This is a genomic window from Falsiroseomonas sp. (assembly GCF_030695085.1).
GTDB lineage: Bacteria > Pseudomonadota > Alphaproteobacteria > Acetobacterales > Acetobacteraceae > Falsiroseomonas.
Window position 1 is genome coordinate 40951 of sequence record NZ_JAUYTS010000047.1, and the last position, 12488, is coordinate 53438.

General features: G+C 71.1%; 12 protein-coding genes. 6 read left to right on the forward strand and 6 right to left on the reverse strand.

The features are described from left to right. Window positions 1-12 precede the first annotated feature (12 nt). Window positions 13-639, forward strand: coding sequence for an invasion associated locus B family protein (locus tag Q8S40_RS05500; RefSeq protein ID WP_305669593.1), 627 nt, complete (start codon window positions 13-15; stop codon window positions 637-639). Window positions 640-665: 26 nt separating this feature from the next. On the opposite strand, the gene Q8S40_RS05505 is transcribed toward Q8S40_RS05500, so the two are convergent. Beyond that, the gene (locus Q8S40_RS05505; protein WP_305669594.1) at window positions 666-1883 is read right to left on the reverse strand and encodes an EAL domain-containing protein; all 1218 of its coding nucleotides are present in this window, start codon (window positions 1881-1883) and stop codon (window positions 666-668) included. Window positions 1884-2051: 168 nt separating this feature from the next. Here Q8S40_RS05505 and Q8S40_RS05510 point away from each other — a divergent pair, with 168 nt between their 5' ends. The 4 genes from Q8S40_RS05510 to Q8S40_RS05525 all read left to right on the forward strand — a co-directional run bounded on the left by Q8S40_RS05510 (window position 2052) and on the right by Q8S40_RS05525 (window position 7581). Beyond that, window positions 2052-3044, forward strand: coding sequence for an alpha/beta hydrolase (locus Q8S40_RS05510; protein ID WP_305669595.1), 993 nt, complete (start codon window positions 2052-2054; stop codon window positions 3042-3044). Beyond that, window positions 3041-3712: an HdaA/DnaA family protein gene (locus Q8S40_RS05515; protein ID WP_305669596.1), complete on the forward strand. Its 672-nt coding sequence runs from the start codon at window positions 3041-3043 to the stop codon at window positions 3710-3712. The genes Q8S40_RS05510 and Q8S40_RS05515 overlap by 4 nt, the downstream gene beginning before the upstream one ends. Before the next feature lie 43 nt (window positions 3713-3755). Next, on the forward strand, window positions 3756-5981 hold the full coding sequence (locus Q8S40_RS05520) for an RNA degradosome polyphosphate kinase (RefSeq protein WP_304809174.1): 2226 nt from the start codon (window positions 3756-3758) through the stop codon (window positions 5979-5981). Window positions 5982-6081: 100 nt separating this feature from the next. Beyond that, entirely contained in the window at window positions 6082-7581 is a 1500-nt protein-coding gene (locus Q8S40_RS05525) for a Ppx/GppA family phosphatase (protein WP_305669597.1), read from the forward strand. A 93-nt stretch (window positions 7582-7674) separates the two neighbouring features. Here Q8S40_RS05525 and Q8S40_RS05530 read toward each other — a convergent pair whose 3' ends face one another. From Q8S40_RS05530 to Q8S40_RS05540, 3 genes are read right to left on the reverse strand one after another with little or no spacing between them, the layout of a single operon-like run. Continuing rightward, window positions 7675-9138: a potassium/proton antiporter gene (locus Q8S40_RS05530; RefSeq protein WP_305669598.1), complete on the reverse strand. Its 1464-nt coding sequence runs from the start codon at window positions 9136-9138 to the stop codon at window positions 7675-7677. A 9-nt stretch (window positions 9139-9147) separates the two neighbouring features. Then, window positions 9148-9309 carry a hypothetical protein gene (locus Q8S40_RS05535; protein WP_305669599.1) on the reverse strand — a complete coding sequence of 54 codons (162 nt, stop codon included), beginning with the start codon at window positions 9307-9309 and terminating at the stop codon, window positions 9148-9150. Further along, entirely contained in the window at window positions 9306-9605 is a 300-nt protein-coding gene (locus Q8S40_RS05540) for a helix-turn-helix transcriptional regulator (protein ID WP_305669600.1), read from the reverse strand. The genes Q8S40_RS05535 and Q8S40_RS05540 overlap by 4 nt, the downstream gene beginning before the upstream one ends. Before the next feature lie 276 nt (window positions 9606-9881). Here Q8S40_RS05540 and Q8S40_RS05545 point away from each other — a divergent pair, with 276 nt between their 5' ends. After that, entirely contained in the window at window positions 9882-10502 is a 621-nt protein-coding gene (locus Q8S40_RS05545; protein WP_305669601.1) for a transposase, read from the forward strand. Window positions 10503-10590: 88 nt separating this feature from the next. Here Q8S40_RS05545 and Q8S40_RS05550 read toward each other — a convergent pair whose 3' ends face one another. Both Q8S40_RS05550 and rnd read right to left on the reverse strand, forming a co-directional pair. Next, window positions 10591-11157: a lipid-binding SYLF domain-containing protein gene (locus Q8S40_RS05550; protein WP_304809164.1), complete on the reverse strand. Its 567-nt coding sequence runs from the start codon at window positions 11155-11157 to the stop codon at window positions 10591-10593. 73 nt (window positions 11158-11230) lie between these two features. Then, on the reverse strand, window positions 11231-12412 hold the full coding sequence (gene rnd / locus Q8S40_RS05555) for a ribonuclease D (RefSeq protein WP_304809162.1): 1182 nt from the start codon (window positions 12410-12412) through the stop codon (window positions 11231-11233). Window positions 12413-12488 lie beyond the last annotated feature (76 nt).

The window sequence follows — 12488 nt, forward strand, 5'->3', positions numbered from 1 at the left end:
GGGAGAGAAGGCATGCGCCTGCATCGCGTGTTGCTGGATCGGCGCCCTGCGCTTCTGGCGACCGGCCTCGCCGGTCTGCTGGGCGCTGTCTTCCTCTGGCCCTCGGCCGGGCTGGTGGCCCAGCCGGCGGCCCGCGGCCCGGCGCCCGCCGCCGCCACCCCCACAGCCGCCCCCACAATCACCCCGGCGGCGGAGGGGCCGGAGCGGACCAGCGCGCAATTCGGCGACTGGTCGGTGAACTGCACCGGCCGGCCCCCGGCACGCGGCTGTGAGATGGTGATGGCGGTGCGCGACCCGGCGCGGCAATTGGGCGCCGCGCTGGCCATCGGACGTGCCGCGCCGCAGGCCGCGCTGCGACTGGTGGCGCAGCTTCCGGTGAATATCCGCGTCGCCGAGCCGCTGCGCCTGGTGATGGAGGGGGAGGCGCCGTTGGCGCTGCCCTTCCAGACCTGCAACCGGCTGGGCTGCTTCGCCGAGCTTGAGATGCGGGAGGATGCGCTGCGCCGCCTGCGCGCCCGCCCGGCCGACCAGCCAGGCCGCATCGAATGGCGTGACGCGACGGGGCAGGAGGTGGCGCTACCCATCTCCTTCCGTGGCTTCACCCCCGCCTCCGAGGCGCTGGCCGTGGCGCTGCGCTGAGGCGCGGTGGGCGGCGAAGGGCGGCGCTATCCCATTGGCGCCGCCGCGCCCACCATCTCCTGCGCCGCGGCCAGATCGCCCGGCCGGCCGAGCAGGTAGCCCTGGCCCCTGGAGACGCCCAGCGCCTCCAGCGCCGCGAATTCCGCCTCCGTCTCGATGCCTTCCGCGACGATCTGGCAGTCGGTTTCGCGGGCGAAGAAGCACAGGGCCGCGGCCAAGGCGCGCTTCGCCGGGTCGCGGTCCACATCGCGCACCAGGCCCATATCCAGCTTGATGATGTCCGGCTGCAATTGCAGGATGTGTTGCAGGCTGGAATAGCCGGCGCCCGCATCATCTATGGCGAGCTTCACGCCGGCCGAGCGCAGCGGTGCGAGCGCCGCGCGCAACGCCTCGTAATCCGCCACCTGGCTGTGTTCCGTCACCTCCAGCACCAGGCGTTCGGTCGGCAGCCCGGCGAGCAGTGCTGTCAGCCGCCGGCTGAGGATGGTGGCCGGCGACGCGTTGAAGGACAGGAAGGCCGGCGCTTTCAGCCGGCGTACCGCCTGCACCGCGCGCCGCAGCACCGCCAGTTCCAGCTCCACCCCGCGGCCCGCCGCATGCGCCGCGGCGAACCACAGATCCGGCGTGCGATAGGGTTCCGGGCCGAAGCGGCACAGCGCCTCGAACCCCACCACCTGGAAGGGTTGCAGCGTCAGGATGGGCTGGAAGCGGAAGGTGAACAGCCGCCCCTCCATCACCGCCTCCAGCTCCGCCAGCCGGGCCTCGCTGGCCTCCTCCTCGGCCATTTCCCGCGCGATCTCATGCGCGGCGACCTCGGCAAAGACGCGCATCACCTGCAGGTCGCGGGCGTTCAGGCTTGGGTTGGGGTGCGGGCTGAGGCAGCAGAACATGCCGTAGGCGCGGCCATCGGGCAGCTGGATCGGCACCGAGACATGCGCGCCGATCGGCACCGCGCGGGTGATCGGCAGGCTTGCCGCCAGCGGCAGGGCGCCGGTGTCCGGGATCAGCTCCGGCAGGCGCCCGGCCAGGATGTGCGGGCAGTACACCTCGTGCAGCGGGCGCGAATCGCCGGGCCTGATCAGCCCTTCAAGCCCCGGGGCATCGACCTCCCGGAACACCGTCCGGCCGCCCTCGAAGCGGGAGACATAGGCGACTTCCATGCCGAGATGGCGGCGCACCGCCTCCAGGCCGCGCTGGATGGTGCTGTGCCCGGCGCTGGCGGGCTTCATCAATCCGTCGAACATGCCGCGTCCTTTTCGCCCGCCGGTTTTCACTGGCCGGGCAGGCGGTTGCAGGGGGGGGTTGCGGCATTCCTTGCGGCAGGGGCAGGCTTTGCCCCGCGCCACTTTGGCTGGGCGTGGGTGAAGGATGGGTTGATGCGGCCGGTCACGTCCTGCGCTAAAGCCCCGGCGATGCTGTCCCCCCTGCACGCTGCCCTGTTCTGCGTCGGCGCGTTGCTGGCCGCGCCCGGCCCGGCGGCGGGCGAGACCCTGCTGCACGCGCCAGGGCCGCAGGGCCGGCTGGAGGGCGCCTTCACCCCAGGCGCACCGGATGGCCCAGTGGGTGGTCCGGTGGATGGTCCGGTGGATCGTCCGGTGCTGCTGCTGGTCCCCGGCTCCGGCCCCACGGACCGCGATGGCAATGGCCTGCCCGGCCTGCGCCCTGGCACCTATCGCCTGCTGGCGGAGGGGCTGGCGGCGCGCGGCATCGCCACGCTGCGAATCGACAAGCGCGGCCTGCATGGCAGCCACGCCGCCGTGCGGGATGCCGAGGCGGTGACCATCGAGGATTACGCCGCCGATCTCGGCACCTGGGTCGCCACGCTGCGGCAGGAAACCGGGGCGCGCTGCATCTGGCTGGCAGGGCACAGCGAGGGCGGGCTGGTGGTGCTGCTGGCCGCGCAGACCGTGCCGGATCTGTGCGGCCTGGTGCTGATTGCGACGCCTGGGCGCCCGCTGGGCGCGCTGCTGCGCGAACAGCTCCACGCCGCCCTGCCGGAAGGCCCGCTGCGCGCGGAAGCCATGGCGATCATCGCGCGGCTGGAGGCCGGGCAGGGGCTGCCGGAGACCATCAGCCCGGGGCTCCGTCCGCTGTTCCGGCCGCAGATCGCGGGCTTCCTGGCCAGCGTGTTCGCGCTGGACCCGGCCCGGCTGGCGGCCGGCGCCCGCCTGCCCATGCTGGTCCTGCAAGGTCTGCGGGACCTCCAGGTGGGGCGCGCCGATGCCGAGGCGCTGGCCGGCGCCAACCCGGCGGCGCGGCTGGTGCTGCTGCCGGAGGCCAACCATGTGCTGAAGGCCGTGACCGACCGCGCCGACAACCTCGCCGCCTATGGCGACCCGGACCGCCCGCTGGCGCCGGGCGTGGTCGAGGCCATCGCCGGTTTTCTCGCGGCGCCACCGGGGTGAGCGGCCAATTGCCGCTGCCGCTGCCGGAGGTTGCCTCCTCCGCCGCCTCCGACCTGATCCCGGATGCCAGCAATGCGGAGGCGCTGGCCTGGCTGGAGGCGCCGGAGAACTGGCCGCTGCGCCGCCTGGCCCTGCATGGGCCGGAGGGGGTGGGCAAGTCGCACATGCTGCACGCCGCGGCGGCGGAGCGTGGCTGGCGGCTTCTGGAAGGGCCGGGCCTGACCATGGATGCGGCGCTGGCCGATGTGGCGGGCACCGCGCTGGACCGCGCCGATGCGGCACCGGAACAGGCGCTGTTCCACCTGATCAACCATGCGGCGGAGGCCGGCGCGCCGCTGCTGCTGGCCGCCCGCGCCCCGCCCGCGCGCTGGGGCACCATCCTGCCGGACCTCGCCAGCCGGCTGCGCGCCACCCAGGCGGTGGGCCTGCAGACCCCCTCCGAATCCCTGCTGGCGGCGCTGCTGGCCAAGCATCTGGCGGACCGGCAATTGCGGGTGGAACCGGGCGTGCAGGCCTTCCTGCTGTCGCGCCTGCCGCGCCATGCGGCCGCCATCGCTCGCGCCGTGGCGGCGCTCGATGCGGCGGCACTCGCCGGGGCCACGCCGATCACCCGGCCGCTGGCACGCCAGGTGCTGGCGCTGGATGACCGTTCCGAGACGTCCGCGTAATCAGCCTCCCCCAGTGACCGGCCGCTGGGCTAGTCTCACCGGCATGGACACGATGCCGACGCCCGCAGGCCCGACTGCGACCCACCCCGCCACGCCCAAGCCCGGCGCGCCAATCGGTGCCGTGCGGCCGCCGGCGATTGCGGCGGACAGCCCGGCGCGCTTCATCAACCGCGAATTATCCTGGCTCGCCTTCAACACCCGGGTGCTGGAGGAAGCCGCCAATCCGCGCCACCCGCTGCTGGAACGGCTGCGCTTCGTGGCCATCTCCGCCTCCAACCTCGATGAATTCTACTCCGTCCGCGTCGCCGGGCTGATCGGCCAGGACCGCGCCGGCATCTCCACGCCCTCCCCCGATGGGCTGACCCCGGCGCAGCAGCTTTCCGCCGTGAACGCCGCCGCGCAGTCCCTGATCGAGGGCCAGCAGGAGGCCTGGCGCGAACTGCGCGGGCTGCTCCATGCCGCCGGCGTCTCCGTCTGCAAACCTTCCGAGCTGACGGAGGCGGATCGCGCCTGGCTGGAGGGCTGGTTCATGGACCGCGTCTTCGCGGTGCTGACGCCGCTCGCCGTGGACCCTGCGCACCCCTTCCCCTTCATCGCCAACCTGGCGCTGTGCATGGTGCTGAAGCTGGTGCGGGAGGAGGATGGCGGCACCATGCGCGCCCTGCTGCCGCTGCCGCCGCAGATCGAGCGCTTCATCCGCCTGCCGCCGGAGCCGGACTCCAAGCGCATCCGCTTCGTGATGCTGGAGGATCTGATCGTCCTGTTCCTCCGCCGCCTGTTCCCCGGCTTCATCGCCGCCGAGCATGGCCTGTTCCGCCTGATCCGCGACACCGATGTGGAGTTCGAGGAGGAGGCGGAGGACCTCGTCCGTTCCTACGAAACCGCGCTGAAGCGCCGCCGCCGCGGCCAGGCCATCCTGTTGTCCGTGGACAGCCGCATGGCCGCCGACATGGTGCAGCTGGTGGCGGAGGAGATGGAATCGGACCGCGCCGGGCTGGTGAAGGTGGACGGGCTGCTCGGCATCGCCGACATCAAGCAACTGATCGTCGATGACCGGCCGGACCTGCTGTTCACCCCCTACACGCCGCGCTTCCCCGAACGCATCCTGGATTTCGGCGGCGACTGCTTCGCGGCCATCGCGGCGAAGGACATCGTCGTCCACCACCCCTACGAATCCTTCGACGTGGTGGTGCAGTTCCTGCGCCAGGCCGCGCGCGACCCCAATGTGGTTGCCATCAAGCAGACGCTGTACCGCACATCCCGCGACAGCCCGATCGCCCGCGCGCTGATCGAGGCGGCGGAGGCCGGCAAATCCGTCACCGGCATCGTCGAGATCAAGGCCCGCTTCGATGAGGAGCGCAACATCGCGCTGGCCCGCGAATTGGAAGCCGCCGGCGTGCAGGTGGTGTTCGGCTTCGTCGAGCTGAAAACCCACGCCAAGGTGTCCCTGGTGGTGCGCCGCGAGCGCGAGATTCTCCGCAGCTACGCCCATTTCGGCACCGGCAACTACCACCCGATCACCGCGCGCATCTACACCGACCTGTCCTTCTTCACCGCAGACCCGGCGCTGACGCGGGATGCCGCGAAGCTGTTCAACTACATGACCGGTTATGCCCGCCCGGAGACCATGGAAGGCCTGGCCTTCGCCCCGCTCACCATCCGCCCGGCCCTGCTCGGCCTGATCGAGCGCGAGATCGCCTTCGCGGGGGAAGGCAAGCCCGCAGGCATCTGGCTGAAGTTGAACTCGCTGGTCGATGAACAGGTGATCGACGCGCTGTACCGCGCCAGCCAGGCCGGCGTGAAGGTTGAGTGCGTCGTCCGCGGCATCTGCTGCCTGCGCCCCGGCGTGCCGGGCCTGTCTGAGAATATCCGCGTCAAATCCATCGTCGGCCGCTTCCTGGAACACAGCCGCGTCTATGTCTTCGGCAATGGCCACCGCCTGCCATCCCGCCGCGCCCGCGTCTTCATCAGCAGCGCGGATTTGATGGCCCGCAACATGGACTGGCGGGTGGAGACGATGGTGCCGATCGAGAATCCCACCGTGCACACCCAGATCCTGGACCAGGTGATGGTGGTGAACATGCAGGATTCGATGCAGTCCTGGCAGTTGCGCGCCGACGGCACCTATCGCCGCGTGCCGCCCGGGCCGAAGCCGGTTTCCGCGCATGAGTATTTCATGACCAACCCCTCCCTCTCGGGCCGCGGCAGCGCCCTGCAACGCCCGGCAGGCCCCGTGCGCCGCCGCCAGGACCGCGTGTTGCAGGACTGACCAGCGGGGCGGCGTGCGACCGGGCGGCTGCGTGAGGCGTTGACGCGCCGCCCGGTTTTCGCCACGCACCACCAATCCCGTCTGGACGCTGCACTGCACCATGACCCGTAACCGTATCGACGGCCCGCCGCCCCGCCTGGCGGTGGTGGACCTCGGCTCCAACTCCGTCCGCCTGGTGGTGTTCGAGGGGCTGTCCCGAAATCCGCTGACCATCTTCAACGAGAAGGCGGTGCTCGGCCTCGGCCGCGGCCTGCAGAATACCGGCCTGCTGAACGAGGAGGCGATCGGCCCGGCCCTGACCGTAATGGGCCGCTACGCCGCCGTGGCCCGCGCCATGGGCGCCGAGACGATGGAAGTGGTGGCCACCGCCGCGGCGCGCGATGCCGGCAACGGCCCGCAATTCATCCAGGCCCTGCGGGACCGCCTGCCCGACCTGCAGGTGCGGATCCTGACCGGGGAGGAGGAGGCCAATCTCTCCGCCGATGGCGTGCTGCTCGGCTTCCCCGAGGCGGATGGCATCCTGGGCGACATTGGCGGCGGATCGCTGGAGGTGGTGGACCTCGACCAGGGCCGCGTCACCAACGCCGCCAGCCTGCCGGTCGGCGCCATCCGCCTGGCGGACCGCGCCGGCGGCGATATCGCCAAGGCCCGCGGCCTGGTGGAAGCGGACCTCGCCCGCGTGCCCTGGCTGAAGCGCGGGGAGGGGCGGGATCTGTACCTGGTGGGCGGCGCCTGGCGCGCTTTGGCGCGGATGCACATCGCCCAGACCAGCTACCCGCTCTCCATCGTCCACCACTACGTGCTGCGGCGGGAGGAAGCGCGGGACCTGGCCGGCGTGGTCGCCAAGGCGGACCGCAAGATGCTGGCCAGCATGCCCGGCGCACCCGCCAAGCGCCTGGGCGACATGCCCTTTGCCGCCGTGGTGCTGCGCCGCCTGCTGCGCGCCACCGGGGCGAGCCGCGTGGTCTTCTCCGCCAACGGGCTGCGGGAGGGCTGGTATTCGCGGCTGCTGCCCGATGCCGTGCGGCAGGAAGACCCGATGCTGGCCGCCGGCCACGACCTGGCGCAGCGCTGGGGCCGCGACCCCGACCTGCCCCCGGCGCTGTTCGCCTGGACCGAGGCGCTGTTCGAGGCGGATACGCCGGATGAGGCGGTGCTGCGCGAGGCGAGCTGCTGGATCGCCGATATCGGCAGCCACGACCACCCGGACTACCGCGCCGAACAGGCCTTTTTTCGAGTCCTGCGCCAGCCCGGCGTCGGCCTGGACCACCATCAGCGCGCCTTTTTGGCGATGGTCGTGGCGCTGCGCTACGAGGCCGACGCCACCGCCCCCTTCCTGGCCACCGCAAGGCTGCTGCTGGACCCGGCCGCGGTGAAGCGCGCGGAAACCCTCGGCGCCGCGCTGCGCCTGGCCTTCACCCTGTCCGGCGGCACCCCCGTTCTGCTGGCCGGCACAGCACTGCGGCGGCGCGGCGAGGAGTTGGTGCTGCGGCTGGTGGAGGGGAGCGGCGTGTTCGCAGGGGAGAGCGTGCAGCGGCGGCTGGATGCGCTGGCGGGGGCGCTGGGGCTGGTGGCGAGTGTGGAGGTGGCGGCGATTTGAGGGTTGGTTTCCGGATCAGGGCCGAATGGCTGCGATAGGCGGAAACCCGACCTTTGAGGTTTGCCAAGGCGCGAGGGCCTGTCCGTCCGGCGGTCACTCCCCGCGCGGCGTTATGATCAGGTCGAGCTCCCGGACGCGGTACGGCGGAGTTAAAAGGTAGACGTAGTCACCAGCCTGGAATTTGCCGGCCACCGCAGCCGTCGTCACATGCCCGTCACGCACGACCAGCACCGCCTCCGTCCACTCCGGCAGGGTACGGCTTCCGAGAAGAAGGGGGCTGTCCTTGCTCAAGGGATAGCCGACCAACTCGCGCTCGAGCTGGCCGGGCAAATCGAGCTCCACGCGGCGGGGGCGGAGTATCATGCCCTGCAACCCGATCCGCAAACGCCGCGCGAGCGGGGCGATGGTCCAGCCCTGCACGACCAGGGAGGCAAGGACCACGAAGAAGCCGACGTTGAAGTAGAGCTGCGCGTTCGGCAGCCCGGCGAGCACCGGCAGTGAAGCCAGGAAGATGCCCACCGCGCCGCGTAGCCCGACCCAGGCGATGAAGGCGACCGCCCGGGGCGGGAAGCCGAAGGGCAGCAGGCACAGCCACACCGCGAGCGGCCGGGCGACGAACATCAGGAAGGCCGCGATCGCAAGCCCGGGCACCGCAAAGTTCACCAGGTCGCTCGGCGTGGCGAGCAGGCCGAGCAAGACGAACATCGCGATCTGGCAGAACCAGGTGCCCGCGGCCATGACGGCCGTGACCGTTGGGAAGGCGCGGATCGGCGTGTTCCCGACCACCAGCCCGGCCAGATAGACCGCGAGGAAGCCGCTGCCGCCAAGCACAGCCGCGCCGCCGAAGGCGGTGACCGCGCCGGCGGCGACCAGCAAGGGATGCAGGCCGCTCGGCAGGGTCACCCGGTTCAGCACCCGGACTATCGCCCAGCCGCCCAGCAACCCAGCCCCGGCGCCGACGACGCCCTGTTGCACAAGGGTGAGGAGGATGCCCCAGCCAGGTGCGTCCGCGCCGGACAAGATGATCTCCACGAGCGCGATGGTGAGGAACACCGCCATCGGGTCGTTGGTGCCGGACTCGATCTCGAGCGTCGATCCGACGCGTCGCTGCAGCAGCAGTCCGCCCGTGCCGAGCAGGAAGAACACCGCCGCGGCGTCGGTCGAGGAGACGGTGGCGCCGAGCAGCAACGCCTCCGTCCAGCCGAGGCCTAGAAACCACTTGGCGAAGACGGCAGTGAGAGCAGTCGTGAGCACGACGCCGACCGTCGCCAGCATCACCGCCGGTGCCCATGCACCGTGAAACCGAGATCGCCTCGTGTGCAGTCCACCCTCGAAGAGGATGAGCGCGAGGGCGAGGGAGCCGACGAGATAGGTGGCCGCGTAGTTGTCGAAGGCGATGCCGCCCGGCCCATCCACGCCGGCGAGCATGCCGACGACAAGGAAGACCAGCAGCAAGGGTGCGCCGAAGCGATTCGCGACGAGGCCTGAGAATACGCCGGCCAGGACCAGGGCAGCCCCAAGCAGCAGGAGGAGGTTGATGGCGCCGACGCTTTCCATCGCCGAGGCCTAACTCTCGTCGCCGCTGCCGGGAGAGGCGAGCAGGATCTCGCCGCCGACGGCGGGCATGGCGACCAGAATGACGCCGGCCGCAATCGCGCCGCCCTGCACCGAGACGAGGCTGCGCATTGCCAGCCCTGCCTCGCCCCAGAACCATCGCGCCTCCCTCACCGGGCGTCCCCTGCGTCGTCTTGCCCCTGGGAGCCGGATGGGCGCGCGTCCGACCCCACGGCCGGCGAGGCCAGGCGGACGCCGGGGCCTCCTCCTCCCTCAGCGTCGAGGAACGCCACCCCGCCCACCTCGAGAGCAGCACGGATCTCGGCTGCGGAGGACTTCCGGAGCTCGTGGTGGCCGGCCTCGAAGCCACGCACGGTGCCGCGGCTGACGCCCGCACGGTCGGCGAGTTCGTCCTGGGTCCAGTCAAGAAGGCCGCGGGCGGCGCGGCACTGCGCCGGAGCGAGGGGCATGGATTGGCGATAATGAAATTGATCAATTTGGTCAACTCAAGAATCATGCGCTTGGCAGGAGGAACGCCGGCCATCCGAAGCCTGATCGAGCACTGAAGCAGCCGCCCCGCAGATGAGGCGCTGTTGAGCCGGCGGGCCTGCTTCCGTCGCGCAGAGTCTGCTTCAAGTAGAGAGCCGCCGCGACTCCGAGAGCGAAGCAGGGCGTCAGAACCCCTTGCGAGTCGCTAAAATTCCTATAGGAAGATTTCCCGATAAATCCCCGCCGGGAGCGCCCCCATGAAGCTCCACTTCCCCCTCCGCCCGACCACCCCGCACCCCTGGTTTCCCCTGACGGACCGCGAATGGGCGGCGCTGTGCGACTACCTCCCAACCGGCCGCGGCAGACCGCCCAGGGACCGGCGGAAAATCTGGAATGCCATTTTTTGGGTGGCCTGTAGCGAGGACCCCTGGACCGCTCTGCCCAGATCCGTTTGCGACCACGGCACCGCCCACAGCGCCCTGATCTACCAGGCGCGCGCCGGCACGCTGGACAGGCTGCTGCTCGCCGTCTCCCGCCACCCCTTCTCCCGGCCGGATATGGAGAGCCTGGAATGGCGCATCTGCCGCGCCTTCCGCCGCGCCGCGCGGCAGCTCAGCCCCTATAGCCTGCTGCTGGCGCGGAACCTCGGCATGGAATCTGCGCTGCCCTGCCCGGCGGACCAGCTTCCACAGCCGCCGGTGCCGCAGCCGGGCAGGCCGGAGGTGGCCTTCGATGCGCGCCACATGCCGCGCCTGCAAACCCGCATGCTGCGCGGCCTGCCGCCCAAGCCGGTCGCCACGCCATCCCTGCCGCCGCTGGTGGACAAGGCCCCCCGCCGCCCCCGCCACTTGGTGCTGCGCGCCGTCCGCCGCGTGTAGGCCCCAAAGTCGAAAAGCCCTCGCCCCAGTGGGGCGAGCCCCAGCGGGGAGAGGGTTGGGTGAGGGGAGACCCAACCTCCCCAGGAAATCAGCTCGGGTTGAACGGCGTAATCTTCGTCCCGTTCACCGCCAGCGCCGCCATCAGCCCCTGCTGGTTGAAGCTGATCGCATAGACCGGCTCGGTCAGGGTCGTGCTGGTCATGTTGGCCTGCAGCCCGCGGTCGAGCGCCACCACGGATGGGCCGGTGCCAATCTCCCAGCCATCCGCGGCCTGCAGCGCCCGCAGCGCCTCATCCGTCATGAAGAACATGGCCAGCCCCGCCACCTGGGCGCCCGCCTGGAAGCCGAAGCTGGCGCCCACGATGCGGTAGAAGCCCTGGCGTTCGGTGCCGCGATACAGGATGCCCTCGCCATACTGGCCACCGACGATCAGCCCGCCGCTGACGATGCGCGGGAAGATCAGCACGGCCTGGGCGCGTTCGAACAGCACCGCAGTGTTGGGCTGGGCGCGCAGCCGGGCCATGGCGGCGCTGGTCTCGGCCTGGATTTCCGCCCGCGAGGCGGCATGGGATGGGCGCGGCAGGGTGGACAGCAGGCTGCCACCGGTCAGGCTCAGCAGGGCGTGGCGGCTCAGGGTGCGGCGATCGATCGGCATGATGTTGGCTCCGGCTTCAGATGCCGGGAGAAACGTCGCCGACCCGATCCGGTTGCAGCGGTGGCGCGGATATTCAGGCCTGGATCAGCCGCACCTTCCGCCCATCCACGCCCAGCGCCACGCGGCCGGCGCGCAGATCCAGCGCCGCTTCGCCGAACACCTCCCGCCGCCAGCCTTGCAGTGCGGCCAGCTCCGTCTCCCCGGCCGCCAGGCGTTCCAGCTCCTCGGAATTGGCCAGCAGGCGGGGGGCCACCTGGTGTTCCTCGCTTTTCGCCGCCAGCAGCACCTTCAGCAGCGCGACGAGGGCGGGGGAGGGGTTGGCACCATTGGCGCGTTCCTTCGGCGCCTCCGGCAGCGCCGATTCCGGCAGCGCCTTCGCCTCCTGGATCGCGGCGAGCAGGGAGGCGCCGGATTTGCCCTTGGCGAAGCCTTCCGAAATGCCCCGGGCGCGGGACAGGTCGCCGACGCTCTCCGGCGCCGTGGCCGCGATCTCGAGCAGCGTCTCGTCCTTCACCAGCCGGCCGCGCGGAATGTTGACGCGCTGCGCCTCCCGCTCCCGCCAGGCCGTGGCGGCGCGCAGCAGGCCGAGGAAGCGGCGATTGGTGGTGCGCGGGCGCAGCTTCTCCCACGCCGTGTCGGGGTCCTGGCGATAGGTGGCGGGCTCGGCGAGCGCCGCCATCTCCTCCGCCACCCAGGCGGTGCGGCCCTCGCGCTCCAGCTTGGTGGTCAGGCCGGTATAGATGCGGCGGAGATGGGTGACGTCCGCCGCGGCATAGGCGATCTGGGCGGGGGACAGCGGCCGCGCGGCCCAGTCGCTGAAGCGATGCGCCTTGTCGATCTGGGCATTGGCGAGCGACCGGGCGAGCTGGTCATAGCTCACCTGGTCGCCGAAGCCGGCAACCGTGGCGGCGATCTGCGTATCGAAGATCGGGGTGGGGACGGCGCCGTAGCGCAGCAGGAAGATTTCCACATCCTGCCTGGCGGCGTGGAACACCTTCATCACCGCCTCATCGGCCAGCAATTCGCCGAGGCTGGTCAGGTCGATCCCCGGCGCCAGGGCATCCACCACCGCCACTTCGTTGTCGCCCGCCAGCTGGACGACGCAGAGCTCGGGCCAGTAGGTCCGCTCCCGCATGAATTCCGTGTCCACGGTCACGAAGCGCTCGGCGCGCAATCGGGTGCACAGGGCGACCAGCGCCTCGGTATCGGTGATCAGGTAGGGCGCCGCTTCGGCGCCTGCGTTCCGGCGGCTCATGCCGTGTCTGTAGCGCCAGCGGGGCGCTTGCGGAAGGCGGCGCCCTTGACATCGCGGGCCCGGTCGGGCGGTTTGC

What these genes read in the sequence shown, in the direction of transcription:
- Q8S40_RS05500 (WP_305669593.1), top strand. Translation starts at nt 13, where the DNA reads ATGCGCCTGCATCGCGTGTTGCTGGATCGGCGCCCTGCGCTTCTGGCG.
- Q8S40_RS05505 (WP_305669594.1), bottom strand. Translation starts at nt 1,883, where the DNA reads ATGTTCGACGGATTGATGAAGCCCGCCAGCGCCGGGCACAGCACCATC.
- Q8S40_RS05510 (WP_305669595.1), top strand. Translation starts at nt 2,052, where the DNA reads ATGCTGTCCCCCCTGCACGCTGCCCTGTTCTGCGTCGGCGCGTTGCTG.
- Q8S40_RS05520 (WP_304809174.1), top strand. Translation starts at nt 3,756, where the DNA reads ATGGACACGATGCCGACGCCCGCAGGCCCGACTGCGACCCACCCCGCC.
- Q8S40_RS05525 (WP_305669597.1), top strand. Translation starts at nt 6,082, where the DNA reads ATGACCCGTAACCGTATCGACGGCCCGCCGCCCCGCCTGGCGGTGGTG.
- Q8S40_RS05530 (WP_305669598.1), bottom strand. Translation starts at nt 9,138, where the DNA reads ATGGAAAGCGTCGGCGCCATCAACCTCCTCCTGCTGCTTGGGGCTGCC.
- Q8S40_RS05540 (WP_305669600.1), bottom strand. Translation starts at nt 9,605, where the DNA reads ATGCCCCTCGCTCCGGCGCAGTGCCGCGCCGCCCGCGGCCTTCTTGAC.
- Q8S40_RS05545 (WP_305669601.1), top strand. Translation starts at nt 9,882, where the DNA reads ATGAAGCTCCACTTCCCCCTCCGCCCGACCACCCCGCACCCCTGGTTT.
- Q8S40_RS05550 (WP_304809164.1), bottom strand. Translation starts at nt 11,157, where the DNA reads ATGCCGATCGATCGCCGCACCCTGAGCCGCCACGCCCTGCTGAGCCTG.
- rnd (WP_304809162.1), bottom strand. Translation starts at nt 12,412, where the DNA reads ATGAGCCGCCGGAACGCAGGCGCCGAAGCGGCGCCCTACCTGATCACC.